Source organism: Mycobacterium arosiense ATCC BAA-1401 = DSM 45069 (assembly GCF_002086125.1).
In the GTDB taxonomy this organism is placed as follows: domain Bacteria; phylum Actinomycetota; class Actinomycetes; order Mycobacteriales; family Mycobacteriaceae; genus Mycobacterium; species Mycobacterium arosiense.
In genome coordinates this window covers 1-21181 of record NZ_MVHG01000061.1, presented here as the reverse complement: position 1 = coordinate 21181, position 21181 = coordinate 1, and the positions used below count along the sequence as shown (strand labels likewise).

The 21181-nt window shown below is 67.4% G+C and carries 20 protein-coding genes and 2 pseudogenes; 12 read left to right on the top strand and 10 right to left on the bottom strand.

Annotated elements, in window-relative coordinates:
- Positions 1 to 56 precede the first annotated feature (56 nt).
- The 7 genes from log (at position 57) to BST14_RS19805 (ending at position 5903) form a co-directional block, all read left to right on the top strand.
- A complete protein-coding gene (gene log / locus BST14_RS19835; RefSeq protein ID WP_083066081.1) occupies positions 57 to 620 on the top strand; it encodes a cytokinin riboside 5'-monophosphate phosphoribohydrolase in 564 nt (187 codons plus the stop codon).
- A gap of 77 nt (positions 621 to 697) precedes the next feature.
- On the top strand, positions 698 to 2476 hold the full coding sequence (gene fadD6 / locus BST14_RS19830; RefSeq protein ID WP_083066080.1) for a long-chain-acyl-CoA synthetase FadD6: 1779 nt from the start codon (positions 698 to 700) through the stop codon (positions 2474 to 2476).
- A gap of 245 nt (positions 2477 to 2721) precedes the next feature.
- Positions 2722 to 3546 carry a dihydropteroate synthase gene (folP, locus tag BST14_RS19825; protein WP_083066092.1) on the top strand — a complete coding sequence of 275 codons (825 nt, stop codon included), beginning with the start codon at positions 2722 to 2724 and terminating at the stop codon, positions 3544 to 3546.
- Entirely contained in the window at positions 3543 to 4559 is a 1017-nt protein-coding gene (locus BST14_RS19820; protein WP_083066079.1) for a glucosyl-3-phosphoglycerate synthase, read from the top strand. Before folP ends, BST14_RS19820 begins: the two co-directional genes overlap by 4 nt.
- 56 nt (positions 4560 to 4615) lie before the next feature.
- Positions 4616 to 4975 carry a DivIVA domain-containing protein gene (locus BST14_RS19815; protein ID WP_083066078.1) on the top strand — a complete coding sequence of 120 codons (360 nt, stop codon included), beginning with the start codon at positions 4616 to 4618 and terminating at the stop codon, positions 4973 to 4975.
- Positions 4972 to 5553: a DNA-3-methyladenine glycosylase I gene (locus tag BST14_RS19810; protein WP_083066077.1), complete on the top strand. Its 582-nt coding sequence runs from the start codon at positions 4972 to 4974 to the stop codon at positions 5551 to 5553. The genes BST14_RS19815 and BST14_RS19810 overlap by 4 nt, the downstream gene beginning before the upstream one ends.
- 176 nt (positions 5554 to 5729) lie before the next feature.
- Positions 5730 to 5903, top strand: coding sequence for a DUF3117 domain-containing protein (locus tag BST14_RS19805; RefSeq protein WP_083066091.1), 174 nt, complete (start codon positions 5730 to 5732; stop codon positions 5901 to 5903).
- 29 nt (positions 5904 to 5932) lie between these two features.
- On the opposite strand, the gene glgA is transcribed toward BST14_RS19805, so the two are convergent.
- The gene (gene glgA / locus BST14_RS19800; protein WP_083066076.1) at positions 5933 to 7096 is read right to left on the bottom strand and encodes a glycogen synthase; all 1164 of its coding nucleotides are present in this window, start codon (positions 7094 to 7096) and stop codon (positions 5933 to 5935) included.
- Positions 7097 to 7265: 169 nt separating this feature from the next.
- Between glgA and glgC the strand changes: the two genes are divergently transcribed.
- Positions 7266 to 8480, top strand: coding sequence for a glucose-1-phosphate adenylyltransferase (gene glgC / locus BST14_RS19795; RefSeq protein ID WP_083066075.1), 1215 nt, complete (start codon positions 7266 to 7268; stop codon positions 8478 to 8480).
- Between the two features lie 13 nt (positions 8481 to 8493).
- On the opposite strand, the pseudogene BST14_RS19790 reads toward glgC, so the two are convergent.
- The 8 genes and pseudogenes from BST14_RS19790 to BST14_RS19755 form a co-directional block, all read right to left on the bottom strand.
- A pseudogene (locus BST14_RS19790) lies at positions 8494 to 9485 on the bottom strand (CocE/NonD family hydrolase); the annotation flags it as partial.
- Between the two features lie 410 nt (positions 9486 to 9895).
- Positions 9896 to 10642 (bottom strand): 2OG-Fe dioxygenase family protein, encoded by a 747-nt coding sequence (locus tag BST14_RS19785; RefSeq protein ID WP_142279507.1) that lies wholly within the window; start codon positions 10640 to 10642, stop codon positions 9896 to 9898.
- Positions 10643 to 11221: 579 nt separating this feature from the next.
- Positions 11222 to 11598, bottom strand: a pseudogene (locus tag BST14_RS31110) (CocE/NonD family hydrolase); the annotation flags it as partial.
- A gap of 24 nt (positions 11599 to 11622) precedes the next feature.
- A complete protein-coding gene (locus tag BST14_RS19775) occupies positions 11623 to 12297 on the bottom strand; it encodes a methyltransferase family protein (protein WP_083066072.1) in 675 nt (224 codons plus the stop codon).
- A gap of 8 nt (positions 12298 to 12305) precedes the next feature.
- Positions 12306 to 13949: an ABC transporter permease gene (locus BST14_RS19770; protein WP_142279506.1), complete on the bottom strand. Its 1644-nt coding sequence runs from the start codon at positions 13947 to 13949 to the stop codon at positions 12306 to 12308.
- A complete protein-coding gene (locus BST14_RS19765; RefSeq protein WP_083066090.1) occupies positions 13946 to 14896 on the bottom strand; it encodes an ABC transporter ATP-binding protein in 951 nt (316 codons plus the stop codon). Before BST14_RS19765 ends, BST14_RS19770 begins: the two co-directional genes overlap by 4 nt.
- Complete coding sequence (locus BST14_RS19760) at positions 14886 to 15524, bottom strand: TetR/AcrR family transcriptional regulator (RefSeq protein WP_083066070.1); 639 nt, start codon at positions 15522 to 15524, stop codon at positions 14886 to 14888. Before BST14_RS19760 ends, BST14_RS19765 begins: the two co-directional genes overlap by 11 nt.
- 139 nt (positions 15525 to 15663) lie before the next feature.
- Entirely contained in the window at positions 15664 to 16332 is a 669-nt protein-coding gene (locus BST14_RS19755; protein WP_083066089.1) for an O-methyltransferase, read from the bottom strand.
- 201 nt (positions 16333 to 16533) lie between these two features.
- Here BST14_RS19755 and sigE point away from each other — a divergent pair, with 201 nt between their 5' ends.
- From sigE to tatB, 4 genes are all read left to right on the top strand, one after another.
- Positions 16534 to 17289 (top strand): RNA polymerase sigma factor SigE, encoded by a 756-nt coding sequence (gene sigE, locus BST14_RS19750; RefSeq protein ID WP_083066069.1) that lies wholly within the window; start codon positions 16534 to 16536, stop codon positions 17287 to 17289.
- A gap of 129 nt (positions 17290 to 17418) precedes the next feature.
- Complete coding sequence (gene rseA / locus BST14_RS19745; protein ID WP_211280769.1) at positions 17419 to 17811, top strand: anti-sigma E factor RseA; 393 nt, start codon at positions 17419 to 17421, stop codon at positions 17809 to 17811.
- A gap of 153 nt (positions 17812 to 17964) precedes the next feature.
- The gene (gene htrA, locus BST14_RS19740; RefSeq protein WP_083066067.1) at positions 17965 to 19464 is read left to right on the top strand and encodes a serine protease HtrA; all 1500 of its coding nucleotides are present in this window, start codon (positions 17965 to 17967) and stop codon (positions 19462 to 19464) included.
- Positions 19464 to 19862, top strand: a complete 399-nt coding sequence (tatB, locus tag BST14_RS19735; protein ID WP_083066066.1) for a Sec-independent protein translocase protein TatB — start codon at positions 19464 to 19466, stop codon at positions 19860 to 19862. Before htrA ends, tatB begins: the two co-directional genes overlap by 1 nt.
- A 5-nt stretch (positions 19863 to 19867) precedes the next feature.
- Here the strand turns inward: tatB and BST14_RS19730 are convergent, their stop codons facing one another.
- Positions 19868 to 21025 carry an Mrp/NBP35 family ATP-binding protein gene (locus tag BST14_RS19730; protein ID WP_142279505.1) on the bottom strand — a complete coding sequence of 386 codons (1158 nt, stop codon included), beginning with the start codon at positions 21023 to 21025 and terminating at the stop codon, positions 19868 to 19870.
- Positions 21026 to 21181 lie beyond the last annotated feature (156 nt).

The following is a 21181-nucleotide window of genomic DNA, read 5'->3' as shown; positions in this document are numbered from 1 at the left end:
AGGGTGAAAGCCCCAGATATGACGGGCGCCAGGCGGTTGGTCTACCTTTGGCGGATATGCCCGGCGAACTCGATTCATCAGGCGGGTGGTCGGTGTGTGTGTACTGCGCATCCGGCCCGCAGCACCCCGAATTGCTCGGCGTCGCTACGGAACTCGGCGAGGCGATCGCGGAGCGCGGCTGGACGCTGGTGTGGGGTGGCGGCCGGGTGTCGGCGATGGGTGCGGTCGCGACGGCGGCGCGCGCCCGCGGCGGCCGAACCGTCGGCGTCATCCCAAAGATCCTGATGCGCCGCGAGATCGCCGACGCGGACGCCGACGAGCTGATCGTCAGCGACACCATGCGCGAGCGCAAGCAGCTCATGGAAGACCGGGCCGACGCGTTCGTCGTGCTGCCGGGTGGCATCGGCACCCTCGACGAGTTGCTCGACGCATGGACGACGGGCTTCCTCGGCCTGCACGGCAAACCCATCGTCCTGCTCGATCCCTTCGGCCACTACGAAGGCCTGTGGACCTGGTTGTGCGGCTTGCTGGACAGCGGTTACGTCTCACAGGTGGCGATGGACCGGTTGGTGCTGGTCGACAAGGTGGGTGCGGCGCTGGACGCCTGCGCGCCCGCCTGAAGCCACCGGCCGGTTTGCCACCCCTACTAGGCTGTCCGCCGAGCTTGACTTCGAAGAAGACGAATCGAGGGGATCACGTGTCCGATCGTGACGGGGGAGCGCGCACGACGGTCAAACTGACCGACGTCGCGTTACGGGCGCCGGCCGTGCTGGCCGACCTGCCGGTGATCGCGCGTGGCGCGATGACCGGGCTGCTGGCCCAGCCGGGCTCCAAGAAGTCCATCGGCACGGTGTTCGCCGACCGGGCCGCCCGCTACGGCGACCGGATCTTCTTGCGGTTCGGCGATCAGCAACTGACCTACCGCGACGCCAACGCCGCCGCCAACCGATACGCCGCCGTGCTTGCCGCGCGCGGTGTCGGCCAGGGCGACGTCGTCGCCATCATGCTGCGCAACTCGCCCAACACCGTGCTGGCCATGCTGGGCGCCGTCAAATGCGGGGCGGTGGCCGGCATGCTCAACTACCACCAGCGCGGCGAGGTGCTCGCGCACAGCCTCGGCCTGCTGGACGCCAAGGTGCTCATCGCCGAGGCCGACCTGGTCAGCGCGGTTGCCGAGTGCGGCGGCGCGGGCAGCACCGAGACGTTGACCGTCGAGGACCTGGAGCGGTTCGCGGTGAGCGCCCCGGCCACCAACCCGGCCTCCGCGTCGGCCGTGCACGCCAGGGACACCGCGTTCTACATCTTCACCTCGGGCACAACGGGTTTCCCGAAGGCCAGCATCATGACACACCTGCGGTGGCTGAAGGCGCTCGCGGCGTTCGGCGGCATCGGATTGCGGCTGAAGAGCTCCGACACCCTGTACTGCTGCCTGCCGCTGTACCACAACAACGCGCTGACGGTGGCGCTGTCGTCGGTCATCAACTCGGGAGCGACGCTGGCGCTGGGCAAGTCGTTCTCGGCGTCGAAATTCTGGGATGAAGTGATCGCCAACGAGGCCACGGCGTTCATCTACATCGGCGAGGTGTGCCGGTACCTGCTCAACCAGCCTGCCAAGCCCACCGACCGCGCGCACAAGGTGCGGGTGATCGCCGGGAATGGCCTGCGCCCGGAGATCTGGGACGAGTTCACCCAGCGGTTCGGCATCGCCCGGGTGTGCGAGTTCTACGCCTCCAGCGAAGGCAACGCCGCGTTCATCAACGTCTTCAACGTGCCCCGGTCCACCGGCATCTTCCCCATGCCGCTGGCCTATGTCGAGTACGACCCCGACACCGGCGCCCCGCTGCGCGACGACAACGGGCGGGTGCGTCGCGTGCCGGCCGGGGAGCCGGGGTTGTTGCTCAGCCGGGTCAACCGGCTGCAGCCCTTCGATGGCTACACCGACCCCGAGTCGAGCGAAAAGAAGTTGGTGCGCAATGCCTTTCGTGAGGGCGACTGCTGGTTCAACACCGGCGACGTGATGAGCCCGCAGGGTTTGGGGCATGCCGCGTTCGTCGACCGGCTTGGCGACACCTTCCGCTGGAAGGGCGAGAACGTGGCCACCACCCAGGTCGAGGCGGCGCTGGCGTCCGACGACTCCGTCGAGGACTGCACGGTCTTCGGGGTCGAGGTGCCGCGCACCGGCGGGCGCGCCGGGATGGCCGCGGTCAAGCTGCGCGACGGCGCCGAGTTCGACGGGAAGTCGCTGGCCCGCGCCGTCTACGACCAGCTGCCGGCCTACGCGCTGCCGCTGTTCGTGCGGGTGGTGGACTCGATCGAGCAGACCACCACCTTCAAGAGCCGCAAGGTGGAGCTGCGCGAGCAGGCCTACGGCTCCGACGTGAAGGACCCGCTGTATGTGCTGGCCGGGCGCGACGAGGGCTACGTGCCGTTCTACGACGAGTACCCGGGCGAAGTGGCGGAGGGCGAACGCCCCTAAGCGGTCCCTGGCGTCCGCATGACGCCGACGGTGCGGCTGGCCGCACACTCGGCGTCCACTGTGCGGCTGGCCGCACACTCGAGCGTCGGGCAGCCCACGAGGCTTCCCGCGCGCCGGCTACCGGTCCCCAAGCGGCGCCGCCGCCGGCGACCGGGCACCATGGACGTGTGCAATCGACACCGTCGGCGTCAGCCGGCCGATCGACGCTGTGTGGCCGCCCGGTCGCCGGTGATCGCGCGCTGATCATGGCCATCGTCAACCGCACCCCGGACTCGTTCTACGACAGGGGCGCGACCTTCAGCGACGAGGCCGCCAGGGCGGCGGTGCACCAGGCCGTCGCCGAGGGCGCCGACGTCATCGACGTCGGCGGCGTCAAGGCCGGCCCCGGGCAAGAGGTCGACGCCGACACCGAGATCGCTCGGCTGGTCCCGTTCATCGAGTGGCTGCGCGGCGCCTATCCGGACCAGCTGATCAGCGCCGACACCTGGCGCGCCGAGGTGGCCAAGGTGGCCTGCGCGGCCGGCGCGGACCTGATCAACGACACTTGGGGAGGCATCGACCCGGCGCTACCGGAGGTGGCCGCGGAGTTCGGGGCCGGCCTGGTGTGTTCGCACACCGGCAACGCGCTGCCTCGCACCCGCCCGTTTCGGGTGAATTACGGAACCAGCACCCGCGGCGTGGTCGACGACGTCATCGCGCAGGTCACCGCCGCCGCCGAGCGGGCGGTGGCGTGCGGAGTGGCCCGCGACCGGGTGTTGATCGACCCCACGCACGACTTCGGCAAGAACACCTTTCACGGGCTGCTGCTGTTGCGCCACGTAGGCGATCTTGTCGATACCGGGTGGCCCGTGCTCATGGCTTTGAGCAACAAGGACTTCGTCGGGGAGACTCTGGGGGTGGAATTGACCGAGCGGCTCGAGGGGACGTTGGCGGCGACCGCGCTGGCGGCCGCCGCCGGTGCGCGGATGTTTCGCGTCCACGAGGTGGCGGCCACCCGCCGGGTGCTGGAAATGGTGGCCTCGATCCAGGGCACGCGCCCGCCGACGCGCACGGTGAGGGGCTTGGCATGACGGCATCGGACCTGGTCGTCGGCGATCTCGCCAACGACAGGGCGCTCGCCGCCCGGCCCGGGGAGGTGTGGCTGGCCAACGACAGGCGGAGCCGTCCGAACTGGACCATCGCCGAGCTCGAGGCCGCGAAGGCCGGGCGGACCATCTCGGTGGTGCTGCCGGCCCTCGACGAGGAAGAAACCATCGCGTCGGTAATCGAGAGCATCTCACCGCTGGTCGATGGGCTGGTCGACGAGCTGATCGTGCTGGACTCCGGCTCCACGGACGACACCGAGATCCGGGCGGTCGCCGCGGGCGCCCGCGTCGTCAGCCGCGAGCAGGCCTTGCCCGAAGTGCCGATACGCCCGGGGAAGGGCGAGGCGCTGTGGCGATCGCTGGCGGTGACCAGCGGCGACATCGTGGTGTTCGTCGACTCCGACCTGATCAACCCGCACCCGATGTTCGTGCCGTGGCTGGTCGGTCCGCTGCTCACTGGGGACGGCGTTCACCTGGTCAAAAGCTTCTACCGACGGCCGCTGCGGGGCAGCGAGCTCAGCGACCTCGGCGACGTCGGCGGCGACGTCAGCGCCACCGGCGGTGGGCGGGTCACCGAGCTGGTCGCCCGGCCGTTGCTGTCGGCGCTGCGGCCCGAGCTGGGTTCCATCTTGCAGCCGCTCGGCGGCGAGTACGCGGCCACCCGGGAACTGCTGACTTCGGTGCCGTTCGCGCCGGGCTACGGCGTGGAGATCGGCCTGCTGGTGGACACCTTCGACCGGCTGGGTCTAGACGCGATCGCCCAGGTGAACCTGGGGGTGCGCGCGCATCGCAACCGGGCCCTGGCCGAGCTGGGCGTGATGAGCCGCCAGATCATCGCCACCCTGCTCTCGCGCTGCGGAATCCCGGACTCCGGCGTCGGGCTGACCCAGTACGTCGCCGTCGGCCCCGGGGGCGCCGACTCTCAGGGCTACACCCGGCGAACCTCGCCGGTGTCGCTGGCGGACCGGCCCCCGATGCGGGCGATCAGGCCCCGGTAGGTCCGCGGGGTCACGTGGCGGCCGCCGCGTCGGTGGCATAGGGCAGTATCGATCCCGTGGCGTTGGTGTTGCTGTACCTGGTGGTTCTGGTGCTGGTGGCGATCGTCCTGTTCGGCGCGGCCAGCCTGTTGTTCGGACGCGGCGAGCAGCTGCCGCCCCTGCCGCGGGGGACGACGGCCACCGTCCTGCCTGCGTTCGGGGTGACCGGCGCCGACGTCGACGCGGTCAAGTTCACCCAGGTGCTGCGCGGCTACAAGACCAGCGAAGTGGACTGGGTGCTGGACCGGCTGGCGCGGGAGCTCGAGGCGCTGCGCGGCCAGCTGGCCGCGGTGCACGCCGCGCCGGCGGCCGGGCAAGAGGCCGAGGGCGCATCCGGGGAACCCGACGACGGCGAGGAACGTCAGGACTCAGTGTGAGCGAAGACGAACTGGTTCGCTGCAGTTGGGCGACCGTGCGGCCGGGGACTGATTTCGAGCTCTACCGCGACTACCACGACCGCGAATGGGGTCAGCCGGTGCGTGACGGCACCGCGTTGTTCGAGCGGATGAGCCTGGAGGCCTTTCAAAGTGGCTTGTCGTGGCTGATCATCCTGCGGAAGCGGGAGAACTTCCGGCGCGCGTTCGATCGGTTCGACATCTCCAAGGTCGCCGAATACACCGACGCCGACGTGCAACGGCTGCTGGTGGACTCCGGAATCGTCCGCAACCGCGCCAAGATTGAGGCGACCATCGCCAACGCGCGCGCCGCCGCTGAACTGGGAACCGCGACGGACCTGGCGGACCTGCTGTGGTCCTTTGCGCCGCCGCCGCGATCCCGCCCGGCCGACCCGTCCGAAATCCCTTCGGCCACTGCCGAATCGAAGGCCATGGCGCGCGAACTCAAGCGGCGCGGGTTCCGCTTCGTCGGCCCGACGACCGCCTATGCGCTGATGCAGGCGACCGGGATGGTCGACGACCATATCCGCGGTTGCTGGGTGCCCGCCCACGCACTTTGAGGTCCGCTGAGCACACAGGTGTGGGTCTTTGTACAAGTGGTGACCTGGATAGGGAACAATGGGGGGGTGATAAGGCAGTTCGATGCCGGGCATGGCTTGAAGTTCGCTGGCGGGGCTTGCTCGGCGCCGACCAGGTCCGCATGGGCGGGCCAGCTCGAATCTGGAGGGAGTACTCGATGGCGGCGATGAAGCCCCGGACCGGAGACGGTCCTCTGGAAGCAACAAAGGAGGGGCGCGGCATCGTGATGCGGGTACCACTTGAGGGAGGCGGTCGACTGGTCGTCGAACTGACGCCGGACGAAGCCGCTGCCCTCGGTGACGAGCTCAAGGGCGTCACGAGTCCCAGCTAAGGCTTGCCGCCGAACGGATGTCGGCGGTGCTACGCACACACCTTCCGATAGATCTCCAGGGTCTGCTCGGCGGCGTGAGCCCAGGAGAACTCCTCGACGCAGCGCTGGCGTCCTGCCTTGCCGTAGCGCTGCGCTTTTTCGCGGTCGGCGATCAGCTCGTTGACCGCTTCGGCCAGTCCGGCCTGATAGCCCCGAGCGTCGTCGGGGTCGTAATGCACCAGCGTCCCGGTGATCCCGTCGGCGACCACCTCCGGAATTCCGCCGACATCGGAGGCCACCACCGCGGTCGAGCAGGCCATCGCCTCCAGGTTCACGATGCCCAACGGCTCGTACACCGACGGGCATACGAAAACCGATGCCGCCGACAAAATTTCGCGTAGCTCCCCGATGGGCAGCATTTCGCGAATCCAGAACACCCCGGTGCGACCGCGCGCCAAACCGGTCACGGCGTCACGAATCTCGTCGGCGATCTCCGGGGTGTCTGGGGCGCCGGCGCATAACACCACCTGCGCCTCCGGGCTGAACCGGTGGGCGGCCGCCACCAGGTGCGCCAGTCCCTTCTGCCGCGTGATCCGACCCACGAACACGACAATGGGCCGGGCCGGATCGACGCCCAGTTCGGCGAGCATCGACCCGGTGCGCACCGGCCCGGCCGGGTGCCAGACGACGGTGTCGACGCCGTTGCGGATGACGTGCACGGTGCTGGGATCGAGTGCGGGATAGACGCGCAGGACGTCCTCGCGCATCGCGGAACTGACCGCGATGACGGCATTCGCGGCGAGCACGGCGGTCTGCTCGACCCAGCTCGAGATCCGGTAGCCGCCACCGAGTTGCTCGGCCTTCCACGGGCGCAGCGGCTCGAGCGAATGCGCGGTCAAGACGTGCGGGACCCCGTACAGCAGCGCGGCAAGATGCCCGGCCATGCCGGTGTACCAGGTGTGCGAATGCACCACGCTGGCTTCCGATGCCGCGTTGGCCATCATCAAATCCGAGGACAGGATCGACATCGCCGCGTTGGCGCCCTGCAGCCGCGGGTCGGGCTGGTGTACGTACGCGCCGGGGCGCGGTGCGCCCATGCAGTGCACGTCGACCGTGCACAGCCGGCGCAGCTGGGCGACGAGTTCGGTGACGTGTACCCCCGCGCCCCCGTAGACCTCCGGGGGGTACTCCCGCGTCATCATCGCCACGCGCATACCCGCACGGTAGTTCGCGAGCGAGGGCCGCCGCGAGTCGGGTCGGCCACAAAGTCTGGGCGCTCTCGGCGGCGTGCGCGGCCAAATACCTTGACGGACAGCCGCACAGAACTTCGCTAATCGACCGTTCCCCCTGGCAGCCCTTGGCCACGGCCGATAGGTTTGACACATGAGGGAAGCGCCACACGTGCTGGGCATCGTCCTGGCCGGCGGTGAGGGCAAGAGGCTGTATCCGCTGACCGCGGACCGCGCCAAGCCCGCCGTTCCCTTCGGTGGCGCCTATCGGCTGATCGACTTCGTTTTGTCCAACCTCGTCAACGCCCGGTATCTGCGCATCTGCGTTCTCACCCAGTACAAGTCACATTCACTGGACCGTCACATTTCGCAGAACTGGCGGTTGTCCGGCCTGGCCGGTGAGTACATCACGCCGGTGCCCGCGCAGCAGCGCCTGGGGCCGCGCTGGTACACCGGCTCGGCCGACGCGATTTACCAGTCACTCAATCTGATCTATGACGAAGACCCCGACTACATAGTGGTTTTCGGCGCCGATCACGTGTACCGGATGGACCCCGAGCAGATGGTCCGGTTCCACATCGACAGCGGCGCCGGCGCGACGGTCGCCGGCATAAGGGTGCCGCGCGGCGAAGCCACCGCGTTCGGCTGCATCGACTCCGACGACTCGGGCTGCATCCGCAAGTTCGTGGAGAAGCCACTGGATCCGCCGGGCACCCCGGACGACCCCGAGCAGACGTTCGTGTCGATGGGCAACTACATCTTCACCACCAAGGTGCTCATCGACGCGATCCGCGCCGACGCCGACGACGATCACTCCGATCACGACATGGGCGGTGACATCATCCCGCGCCTGGTCGACGACGGGATGGCCGCCGTCTACGACTTCAACGACAACGAGGTGCCCGGGGCCACCGATCGCGACCGCGCCTACTGGCGCGACGTGGGAACGCTGGACGCCTTCTATGACGCGCACATGGATCTGGTGTCGGTGCACCCGGTGTTCAACCTGTACAACAAACGCTGGCCGATCCGCGGCGAATCGGAGAACCTGGCGCCGGCCAAGTTCGTCAACGGCGGTTCCGCGCAGGAGTCGGTGGTGGGTGCGGGCAGCATCATCTCGGCGGCCTCGGTGCGCAACTCGGTGCTGTCGTCCAACGTGGTGGTCGACGACGGCGCGATCGTGGAGGGCAGCGTGATCATGCCCGGCGCCCGGGTCGGCCGCGGCGCGGTAGTGCGCCACGCGATCCTGGACAAGAACGTCGTCGTCGGGCCGGGCGAAATGGTGGGCGTGGACCTGGAAAAGGATCGCGAGCGCTTCGCGATCAGCGCCGGCGGCGTGGTCGCGGTGGGCAAGGGCGTCTGGATCTAGCGCGACGACGTATCTAGCGCGGTATCTCCGGGATCAGCAGATGGGCGTCGCGCCGCGCACGCCAGTGCAAAGTGGTGCGACCGCGCGGCGAGCCCTGGTGCCACGCGGGAACTGGCCATGAGTGGGTTTCTCGCAGACAACCAGCGCCCGGCGACCACCAACCGCAACTGTTCGCCGGGGCAAAACAGCGTCGCCGACGAACCCAACTCAACCTCGACCTCGGCCAACTCGCCGGCCGCGAGCGGGCGCGGATCGGTGCCGATGGTGACGGGTTCGCCCGGTAGGGAACGCCCGGAATCCGAGGCGCGCAGGGTGATTCGTTGCCACCCGGTGGCCACCCGATCGCGGCTGTAGCCGTAGGACCTCTCGAAGCCGACGGACCTTCTCCTGAACCGGCCGCGGCGCCACTTTTCCACGCCGACGAAAAGGTTCGCGTCGTCACAGCCGCTGAGTTCGACCCCCAACCGGGCCACCATCGGACCGGTCAGCTCGATGTCCTCCGGAATTGTCCAAGTGAAAAATGTTGCACCGGAACGTGTTTGGAAGTCCACCCGGCCGGGACCCGATGACCGTTCGGGCGTCAGCGTGCCAAAGTCCCAGATACATTGCGCGCCAACGCGTGCGGGCCAGCGGCCATTCGGCCTCCTCGCGCACCGCGGTGACGGTGTCGCGGTCCTCGCGAACTTCTAGGCGCACAGTGCGGGCGCTCGGGGCGCCATCCAGCACATCGCGGAAGAACTTCAGCTGCTCGGTCAGCGCCGCTTCGGAGTAGATGGTCGCCCACTTGCCGCCGCGGTGGGTGTAGAGCCGGGCGTGGTCGCAGCCGCCGTGTACGAAAGCCCGCATCGAACCGCGACTGTGCAGGTTGTTGTCCGAGAAGCTGCCGCAGACGAGCATGGGGACCTTGATCGCCGACAGGTCCGGTGCCAGGGAGCGCCAGAATTCGTCGCGCACCGGGTGCTCCTGCTGCATCCGTGCGAGGTCGTAGCTCTGCCGGAGTCTCCGGTAGTCCCAGCAATTGATGCACGGTGGGTGACGCCGCCGGCTCACAGCGTTCACCGCGAGCAGATCGTGTCGGCGCCGGCGGCCACACCCACGATGGCGGGCGCCCAGTACATCTTTTGGCTCAAACCCTTTGATCGCCAGACTCACCAAGCGCGAATCCGTGTTCGCCGGGCCGATCACACCTGCGGGCCCAAGTGTGCTGTTTTCGGTGACCGTTGAGAGCACGAAATCGGTGTGACGCAGCGCGGTTCTGATGAGCCTGGTTTGTTGCGCACCGACACCAAGACGATGAGGGGACGTTCACGTTCACGCGGGTTCGCATCGTGGGCACCAAAAGTTGTTGACGCGCTACCGAGTAGTGAGCTGCTTCAAGACTTTCGGGCACCGAATGATTGTTGCCCCCTCCCGCATTAACCGAAAATTGGCTTGTACGGCGAAATGCCAAGCAATACGATGTCTCTTGACGCGGGCCTCGCCACGTCATCGGCGCGAATTGGGGCCGCGTGGTGACTGACAGCTTGATCGTTCACGGCGTACCAATCGAGCGGGCTAGCTAACTTGAAGTATGCCAGCTGCTCGTCATCCGATACTTCCAGCGGCGACATGCCGACGCATCCAGGGGTGGCGACCATAGTCTCACCGCCTGCTGTGTTCGATAATCCCATCATGTGAACGAATGTAAACATGCCAGTTCCACCATCTTGGTGCAAATAATCAGGGGTCGTCCCTGCTTTCCTATTCCCAGATTGAACTAGGAGTCGAATGAGATGCACTCCGACATAAACGGGCCAGTACTTAAACGCCTCCGCGCCGGACAGCACCTGCAGGTCTCGTTTGATTAGTCCTTCCAGAAACGTTGACGACCGAATCATCTGCGCGACCCCGGGAAAATACCTGACATTCTGGAATTCCCCATTGAATCTTCCTTGGTCATAAGGAGCATAAGCGTTACCATCACGCTCGATCTCTGGCACCCACTCAAGCGAATCTCGCCAAGGTAGATACACCATGCGAGAATAACTCCGGTATCGCCCCGAACCAGGAGCGTAGGGGTCCTCACGAAGGTTTGCGAACGCAATTCGTATTTCCTTCGGGATCTCACCTTCAGGCGCATTCGAACGCTCTGGCCAAAGCGATTTAGTAAATCCTATGGTCATGAGTTCTTCTAAGATGCGAGCCGGTTCGTGTCTTTGGCCCCAGTGGACGTACCTCGTCGATGTAATGACGGCCCCCTTACCGCTACGTATATCAATGTAGTGCGGAATACTGGCCACTTGTTGTCGGCGACGCTGCGCTTTTCAACCTTGCTTTAATAGTCGTTCCAATTGGGACTAAATATATTATCGCTAGTGCGGCTTCCGAACACACTCACGGCGCCAGCTCTTCCGTCCCCGAAGAATCGTGCGTACATTCCCCTTGCGGGATGATAGTAGCAATGAATTCCGATCCTCCACTTGTAGTAATCAGAGTGTTCGCCGATTGAGACGAGACATTGTCAAGGTCTGTGGATGGCGCGGTCACCTTCCTGCCATCCTGCGCGCACTGATGAGCGCCCACACCCACGCCCGCGCCGAACTCATCCGCCGGCAACTCTGCGACGACCTGTCGGCTCACAGCGTTCGCCGCGAGCACACTGTGTCGGCGCCGGCGGCCACACCCACGACGGCGGGCGCCCAGTACATCTTTTGGCTGGACCCTATCGAGTTGTGTTTCACCGATCGCCGACCATTCGGCGACCATGCCGGATCCGGTGCCTCCCAACCGGTTAGGGTAAAGAACCTCACCGGCTGCGGCTGGCCGAGCATGCGGTACTGCACCGAGAACGTGCTCTTGTTGCAGTGCCGGGTGGGCAGGTGGTCCTTGCCTTAGGGGTGGATGCTCAGGATAACCGGCCGGGCTTCGTCGCCGGCCGCCCGAAATACGTTGATCCGCAGCAGCGTTCCGTCACGGCTCGCGACGGCCACGTCGCGCTCGACATGCAGATGGCGGGTGGGTTGGTGACGGTGACGGGCGGCCGGGCGATGCCGCGAATCCTGATCCACGCGTAGCGCAACGCGCCGGGGCGCGGCCATGGGCGGTCCCCGGGCGTGCGACCGGCTGCGCAGCACGCCATTACCCTAAGCGCCCGGCCCGGGGCCTACCAGAGGTACGGCACCAGCCGGTAGCGCACGCGTTGGCCGTATTCGCGGTATCCGGGCAGTTCGCGGTTCAGCAGCTTTTCTTCGTCGAGGATGCGCAGCGTAAGTGCCGCGGTGCCAAAGATGACGAAAAGCAGTCCCCAGTAAGAGCCGAGCGCCAGCGGAATACCGATCATCATGATCACATTTCCGACGTACATCGGGTGGCGTACGAATCTGTAGAGCCCGTCGGACACGACCGTCTGGCCGCTTTCCACGGTGACCGTGGCGGCGGCATAGCTGTTCTGGACGATCACCAGCATGGCGATGCCGAGCCCCGTCGCCACCAGGACGTCGCCGAGCACCGACAGCCAGGGCGGCACAGACGACCAGCCGAATCGGTGATCGAACGCGCTGAACACCATGGTCGCGAACAGCACCACGAACGAGCCCGTGATGATGAACTTTTGTGCCCTGCGGGGTTCCGCCCGCGGGCCCGCACGCATGCGGCGCTGCAAAGCCACGGGATTGTTGCGCCCCAGGTAAACGGTGGGGACGATGCTCGCCACCGTGAACACGGCGATGAAGAGCCAGGCCTGCCAATAGTGCAGCGTGCCCGCCGGCAGCAGGAGGATCAGGATCCACGAGAGGATGCCCAAGACGGAGGTCACCGTTACCCGGATTCCGGTCTTCATCGCGCTCCCTAGCAGCGTAGATCGCGGCGCCGAAAAGCCATGGCACCGAGAAACACCAACCCTACGTCGATGGCCATCAGCCACAACAGTGGTACGACGGTGAAATCGGTGCCGATCCGCGGGATGTGTGCAAAGGGTTCGGCGTCGAGCAACCATTGCGGGAACCCGGCCAACGACCCGATCAGGTACAGGGCGACGAAGCCGACCAGCACACCCCACGCCGCGGGCGTCAGGCGCGGCGCGACGCCGAACATGCACACCGTCACGGCCGACAACAGCCACACCGCGGGCAGTTGGACGGCCGCGCTTGCAACGACCATCGGCAGCTTGGCGCCGACATCGCCGGCCGCGACGCCGTAGACGACACCCGCGGTGAGCCCGCTGGCCAGCATCGCCACCGCGGACCCGGCGATCGCCGTCACCAAATGGCTTGCCAGCCAACGGGTTCGCGACACGGCACCGGCGAGCACCGTTTCGGCTCGCAGAGAAGACTCTTCCTGGTGTAACCGCAACGTGAGCGAAACGGCGAACGCGGCGGCCACCATGCCCATCATGGCGAACGCGACGGCGATGAACGCCTCCTCGAGCGCGCTGGTGCCGCCCATTCGTGCCACGATGTCGCGCGCGACGCCGCTGCCCCCCAACTCGTCGCCGATGCCGTGCACCACGCTGCCGATCAGCAGGCCATACAGGCACAGGCCCACGGTCCACAACAGCAGCGCGCCGCGGTCCAGCCGCCACCTGAGCCCGAGCGCGTTGCCCAGCGCCGGTCCGGCCTCCGCGGGGCCCGGTCGTTCCGCGATGAGCCCGGCGCCGACATCGCGGCCGGCCAACAGCCGATACGCCAGCAGGGTCAGCGCGGCCGTGGTCAGCAGATGCAGCGCCAGCACCCACCACCGATCGCCCGCATACGGCTTGACCAGCAGCGACCATCCAAGGAAAGACAGCCACGACAGCGTGCCGTCACCGGCGTCGCCGACGGCACGCAGGGTGAACGCGGTACCCAGCACGGCAAACGCGGCGCCGCGGGCGAACCGGGCGCTCGGCGACAACTGCGCGGCCACCGCCGCGACGGCGGTGAACACCAGGCCGGAGCAGGCCAGCGCCGCCCCGAAGGCCAGCGACCCGGCGGCGGGGACATCGGTGCTCAACAGCCCGGCCGCACCGATCGCGCCGGTGGCGATCGATGCTCCGGACGACAGCAGCAGCGCCGCGCTCAGACTGGCGTAGCGGCCGATCGCGGTCGAGTCCACCAACTCGGTCCGGCCGTTCTCCTCGTCGGCGCGGGTGTGCCTGATCACCGTGAGGATGACGGCCACCGCGATCAGCACGTGGAACATTCCGGCCTTCCAAATTCCCACGGCGCCAAGGCTGTCGTTGTACACCTGGCCGTACAGGGCGCGCTGGGCCGGGCTGGCCATGATGGAGGCCGCGAACCCGGCGCGGGCGGACGCGGTGGGGTAGACCTTCTCGATGCTGCCGACATACACGGTGGCCAACGGCACCGACAGCAGCAACACCCACAGCGGCATCGAGACCCGGTCGCGGCGCAGGTAGAGGCGCAGCATCGAAAGCGTTCCGGAGAAGTGCGAACCCGCAAGCGGCGCAGGCGATGCCGATGCGAACGGTCGATCCAGCGTTGACGTACTCATGACAGTGAAGCCTTCGCCGCATCGCGTTGGTGCCGACCGTCGCCGCCCGTGTCGTAATGGCGCAAGAAGAGCTCCTCGAGCGTCGGCGGCTGGCTGACGAGACTGCGCACCCCGGCGTCGCCCAGCACACGGATGAGCTCACCGAGGCTTTCGCTGTCGACCTGGGCCCGCAGCGTATTGCCCTCGAGGCTGACGTCCTCGACACCCTTGATCCGCCTGAGATCACCCGGGTCGCCGGTCATTTCGGCCTTGATCGACGTGCGGCTCAGGTGCCGCATCGAAGTCAACGAACCGCTTTCGATGGTTTTGCCGGCCCGGATGATGGTCACCCGCTCGCACAACGCTTCCGTTTCGGCCAGGATGTGGCTGGACAACAACACCGTCGTGCCCCGGTCGCGGGCCTGCGCCACGCACTGCTGAAACACGTTCTCCATCAACGGGTCCAGGCCGCTGCTCGGCTCATCGAGCAGCAGCAGCCTGGCATGTGACGCAAAGGCCGAAATCAGCGAGACCTTCTGGCGGTTGCCCTTGGAGTAGGTGCGCGCCTTCTTGTGCGGATCCAGGTCGAAGCGCTCGATCAACTCGGCGCGGCGCTTCTTGTCGATGCCGCCCCGCATGCGGGCCAGCAAATCGATGGTCTCGCCGCCGGTCAGCGACGGCCACAACGTCACGTCCCCTGGCACGTAGGCGACTTGGCGATGCAAGGTGACGGCCTGGGTCCATGGGTCGCCCCCGAGCAGCCGCGCGCTGCCGCCGTCGGCTTTCACCAGGCCCAGCAGGATACGGATGGTCGTCGACTTCCCGGCGCCGTTGGGCCCGAGAAACCCGTGGACTTCTCCCTCCCGCACCGTGAGGTCCAGGCCGTCCAGCGCCCGCACCGCACCGAAATTCTTCTTCAGGCCCCGGATCTCGATGGGTGCGAATCCGTCGGCGTTTTCAGTTGGCATCAGATCCTCCATGATCTTCGGCGGCCAGGAATGCGTCGTACATGGTCCGGTCGGTCAGCAGTCCCTCGGTGTAGACCTCGAGCGAAGGCAAAATCATGTCCCGCGAGTAGTCGCGCAGCACCGCACGCAGATCCGTCGGTGTTTCATGCATCTGGATGTAGAGGAGGAAGCCGCCGCCGCCGGTGATGGCCAAATACTTGGCCCGCGCCTTGGGATCTCGGCTGGGTTTGATCGTCCCGGCGCGCACGCCCTCTTCCATGTATTCCTCGGCGTTGTCAATCATCCTGCGCCACAACATGTTTGCCAGTTCACCGCCGGTCTGCAAGCTGCGCACCAGATACGCCATCAGCGGCGCGTACTCCTCGATCTCGGCCAGCTGGGCGAACCACGTGGCGGGGTCGTTGGATTGCAACGCCTCCGACTTGGTGCCGCGGATCGTCTCGGCGATGTAGTTTTCGCAGGCCTTGCGCAGGCCCTCCTTGGAGCCGAAGTGGTGGATGACCAGCGCGGCACTGACGCCGGCCGCTTCGGCGATGGCGCGAAGGCCTACGCCGAACCCGTGCTCGCCGAATTGCTCGATGGCCGCATCTCTGATCCGGGCGGCGGCCGTCAGGTCGGCTGAACGCATGTTCAGTACACTAAACATACGTTCAGCCCACGGTCAAGGGAGACGCGCGTCAAGAATTCATAAAGATGCGGACGGCCCCGAAAAGCCGTGCTCAAAGGCGCCGGCGGCGCCGGGCGAAATGGCGATTACGGTGGCGACTTCAGTCGCGAACGGCCGCCAGGATGCCGTCCCCCAGGGGGACCAGCGCCGGGGTGAGTCGCTCGTCCTCGGCGATCAGACGCGCCGCCTCGCGCACCGCGATCACCTCGGCGTCGCGGGCGGCCGGATCGCCGGCGCGTCCCCCCAGCGCGGCGCGGTGCACCACAATGACGCCGCCCTCTCGCAGCAGCCGCACGCCCTCGACGACGTAGTCCGGCTGATCGATCGGGTCGGCGTCGATGAACACCAGGTCATAGGACGCGTCGGCGAGCCGGGTGAGTACCTCTTGGGCGCGGCCGCCGATCAGCCGGGTGCGCGACGGACCGATGCCGGCTTCGGCGAACGCCTGCTTGGCCAGCCGCAGATATTCGGGCTCGATGTCGATGGTTGTCAGCACGCCGTCCTCGCTCATGCCGGACAGCAACCACAGGCCGCTGACGCCCGCGCCGGTGCCCACTTCGGCGACGGCCTTGCCGCCGCTGAGCTTGGTCAGCAGGCTCAGCAGCGCACCTACTGCCGGTGTCACCGCGCCCGCACCGATGTCCACGGCCCGCTCGCGGGCGGCCGCCAACAGCGCGTCTTCCGATATCGAAGTCTCGGCGTGCGCGAAGAGCGATTCGGCCCGACTGGGCGCTGTCTGGCCGGGGGCTTCTGCGTCGGTGCCGTCCATGCCCGCAGCGTATTCCACTTCGCCGCGCGGTCCGGCAGGCGCGCCTGAATCCGATCGGGGTGACACGCCCAACTCTTCCAATGCGTTTAAGGTCACTGCGCGGTGGATATCTCCTGCACAGCGCAGGTAACGATACGGTTTCTCAGGTTCAGCTCAGACAGTTCATATACCGCACATACTCCGGTACGCGACGGTAGCCCTATGGATCGCGGAGGGCGTTGGACCGGGAATACCGACTGGGATCTACCTGTTGCCGCCAATGACGAAGTGTCACTGCTTGGCACACCCGATTCGGAGGATTCGATCATCACCACGCTTCTCAGCCCGTCCAGCATGTCTCACGCGCAGGGGCACCCCGCCGACGAGTGGGTGGAGCCCTCCGGCGCGCCGCAAGGCACCGCGGTGTTCGACGCGACCGGAGACAAGGCGGCCATGCCGTCGTGGGACGAGTTGGTGCGCCAGCACGCCGACCGGGTGTACCGGCTGGCCTACCGGCTTTCGGGCAACCGGCACGACGCCGAGGACCTCACCCAGGAGACCTTCATCCGGGTGTTCCGGTCGGTGCAGAACTACCAGCCGGGGACGTTCGAGGGCTGGCTGCACCGCATCACCACCAACCTCTTCCTGGACATGGTGCGCCGGCGCTCGCGCATCCGGATGGAGGCGCTGCCCGAGGATTACGAGCGGGTGCCGGCCGACGAACCCAACCCCGAGCAGATCTACCACGACTCGCGGCTGGGCCCGGACCTGCAGGCGGCGCTCGATTCGCTGCCGCCGGAATTCCGCGCCGCCGTCGTGTTGTGTGACATCGAGGGCCTGTCCTACGAGGAGATCGGCGCGACGTTGGGCGTCAAACTGGGCACCGTGCGCAGCCGCATTCACCGCGGTCGCCAGGCGTTGCGGGACTACCTGGCCGCGCACCCCGATCACGACGCAGCGCGCGCCAAGTCGGCCTGACCACCAATCGCCCGCCTAACGTTCGAGCAGCTATTCAGCGGCTTTGCGGCTCTACCCTCGGTATCGCGCACCCCGTCGCGCTACATTCGATATGAGGCGGCAATAAGAATGAGTGGCGAGGAGTTGGTGATGCCCGATCGTGGACATGTGTTCCGCCGCGCGTTTTCCTGGCTCCCCGCTCAGTTCGCCTCCCAGAGTGACGCGCCCGTCGGCGCCCCGCGCCAGTTCGGTTCCACCGAGCACCTGTCCGTCGAAGCCATCGCGGCGTTCGTCGATGGGGAGCTGCGGATGAACGCGCACCTGCGCGCCGCGCATCATCTGTCGTTGTGCCCCCAATGCGCGGCCGAGGTGGACGATCAGAGCCGGGCACGCGCGGCGCTGCGCGATTCGCGCCCCATCCGCATCCCGAGCACCCTGCTCGGCATGCTGGCCGACATTCCCTACGAGTCGCCCGAGCACTCCTCGCTGGCCTCGGACCGGTTTGCCGATCGTGACGGCCGCGACCGGCGCAAGCGCCGGTAGCCGATCGGCGCCCGCGCCTGAGGGCCGTCCGGTTCATGCCGACTGCCGGCGCGCCATGGATACTAGGGTGGACACGGACAACGCCCGTGCCGCGTGTTTTGCCCGGCAAAGGCCCGTCTCGAGCGCTCAAGCAGAGGATCCAAAAGGGACAACGTGACCTCCGACCAAGCAAAAGACAGCGGCAACCGCTTAGCGCCGCGCCCCATCTCGCGTCCGCCGGTCGACCCCGCATCGCGCCGGGAGTTCGGTCGTCCCGAGGGCCTGCGCGGGTCGTTCGTGGCCGAACGGGTCCGTCCGCAGAAGTACCGCGATCAGGCCGAATTCCGGCCCAGCGACCGACCGGCCGATCCTGTCCTGCAAGAGGCGTTCCACCGCCCGGATGGCAGCCCCGACTCGTTGCAGCGCCACCCGGTGGACGCCAATGCGCTGGCCGCCGAGAAAGACGGTGTCGGGCCGGACGAGCTCGACGATCCGTGGCGAGACCCGGGTGCCGCGGCGGCGTTGGGCACCCCGGCGGTGCCGCCGTCGCGATCCGGCACGCCGCCGGGCTACGGCGGCAAACTCGGCGTGCGCGACGTGTTGTTCGGCGGCAAGGTGTCCTACCTCGCGTTGCTGGTCCTGCTGTTGATCGCGTTGGTCATCGGTGTGCTCGGCGGTGTGATCGGTCGCAAAACGGCCGAAGTGGCCGAGGCGTTCACCACGTCCAAGGTGACGCTGTCCACCAGCGGCAACGGCGAAGGCCCGGCCGGCCGGTTCGCCAAAGTGGCCGCCGCGACGGAGGGCGCCGTGGTGACCATCGAGTCCAAGAGCGACCAGGAAGGCATGCAGGGCTCCGGCGTCGTCATCGACGGCCGCGGCTACATCGTCACGAACAACCACGTCATCTCCGAGGCGGCCAACAACCCCAGCCAGTTCAAGACGACCGTGGTGTTCAACGACGGAAAAGAGGTGCCGGCGAACCTGGTGGGCCGCGACCCCAAGACCGATCTGGCCGTGCTGAAGGTCGACAACGTCGACAACCTGTCGGTCGCGCGCCTCGGTGACTCCGACAAGGTGCGGGTGGGCGACGAGGTCCTGGCCGCGGGCGCGCCGCTGGGGCTGCGCAGCACCGTGACGCACGGCATCATCAGCGCGCTGCACCGGCCGGTGCCGCTCTCGGGCGAGGGCTCGGACACCGACACGGTGATCGACGCGCTGCAGACCGACGCGTCGATCAACCACGGGAACTCCGGCGGCCCGCTGATCGACATGGATTCTAAGGTGATCGGCATCGACACCGCCGGTAAGTCGCTGTCCGACAGCGCAAGTGGGCTGGGCTTCGCCATTCCGATCAACGAGGCCAAAGAGGTCGCCCAGACGCTGATCAAAGACGGCAAGATCGTGCACCCGACGCTGGGGGTCAGCACCCGGTCAGTGAGCAACGCGATCGCCTCCGGAGCTCAGGTGGCCAACGTCAAGGCCGGCAGCCCCGCGCAGAAGGGCGGCGTCCTGGAGAACGACGTCGTCGTCAAGGTCGGTAACCGCACGGTCGCCGACGCCGACGAATTCGTCGTCGCCGTGCGGCAGCTGACCATCGGCCAGGACTCACCGATCGAAGTCGTCCGCGACGGCCGGCACGTCACATTGACCGTCAAACCAGACCCCGACAGCTGATGTTCGGCAGCCTGAGCTGGGAGCACATGCTCGTCCTCGTCGTGGTCGGGCTGGTGGTCCTCGGGCCGGAGCGGCTGCCGGGTGCCATCCGGTGGACGTCGAATGCCTTGCGTCAGGCGCGTGACTACCTCAGCGGGGTGAGCAGTCAGCTGCGCGAGGACCTCGGACCCGAGTTCGACGATCTGCGCGTTCCGCTGAGCGAACTGCAGAAGCTGCGGGGCATGACACCGCGTGCGGCGCTGACCAAGCATCTGCTGGACGGCGACGACTCCTTCCTGACCGGAGCCTTCGACAGACCGGCGAATGGGAGCGCGGCCAAGCCGCCGGAGTCGTCGATCGCGACACCTCCCGAGCCTCACGTCCCTGGGCAGACGCCGTTCGACGCCGACGCGACCTAGACGCGTCAGCGCCGGGTCGGATCGAGCCCGAGCGATACGCCGGCAAGCCCGCGCTTGCGCGACGACAAGCTGTCGGCCACCGCGCGCAGCGCCTTGCCGACCGGCGTATCGGGTGCGGTCAACACCAGCGGCGTGCCGGAGTCGCCCGCGGCCACCAGCTCGGGATCCAGCGGGATCTGACCCAGCAGTGGCACGTCGGCGCCCACCGCGCGGCTCAGCCGCTCCGCCACCTGCTGGCCGCCGCCCTCGCCGAACACCTGCAGCGTGGAGCCGTCGGGCAGGGTGAGCCCGGACATGTTCTCCACGACGCCGACGACGCGCTGACGCGTCTGCAGCGCGATGCTGCCGGCCCGCTCGGCGACCTCGGCCGCCGCCAGCTGCGGCGTCGTCACCACCAGGATCTCGGCGTTGGGGATCAGCTGCGCCACCGAGATGGCGATGTCGCCGGTGCCCGGCGGCAGGTCGAGCAGCAGCACGTCGAGATCGCCCCAATAGACATCGGCCAGGAACTGCTGCAGGGCCCGGTGCAGCATCGGCCCGCGCCACACCACCGGGGTGTTGCCCTGGGTGAATTGGGCGATGGAGATGACCCGCACCTCGTGCGCGATGGGCGGCAGGATCATCGACTCGACCTGGGTGGGCCGTTCGGTGGTGCCCATCATCCGGGGGATCGAATGGCCGTGGATGTCGGCGTCCAGCACACCGACCGACAGGCCGCGGGCCGCCATCGCCGCCGCCAGGTTGACCGTGACCGTGGACTTGCCGACACCACCCTTACCGGACGCGACGGCGTAGACCCGGGTCAGCGAATTCGGTTGTGCGAACGGGATAACGGGCTCGCGGGCGTCACCGCGCAACTGCTTGCGCAGCTCGGTGCGCTGCTCGTCGTTCATCACGTCCAAGGTGACCTTGACCGCGCCGGTGCCCGGGACGTCGGAGACCGCCTGGCTGACGCGGTCGCTGATCTCGGTCTTCTTCGGGCAGCTGGCGGTGGTCAGGTAGATCGCGACATGCACCGCGCCGTCGGGCTCGGTGTCGATGCTCTTGACCATCCCTAGTTCGGTGATCGGACGCCGCAGTTCGGGGTCGATCACCTTGCCCAGGGCGGTGCGGATAGCGGCGGTCAGGTCGGCTGCTGAATCAGAAGGGTCATGGCGGGACATCACCGCCGAGTGTATGCGTCGGAGACGAGGGGGTTCGGCGGCGACCCGTCGGGTCAGTTCGCCGGACCGGGTCCCCCCGGGTTCGGCTTGGGCGCCGGTGCGCCTTGCGAGGGTGCGGCGGCCGGGGGCGCCGGCGGGGGACCGGCATCCGGGGGC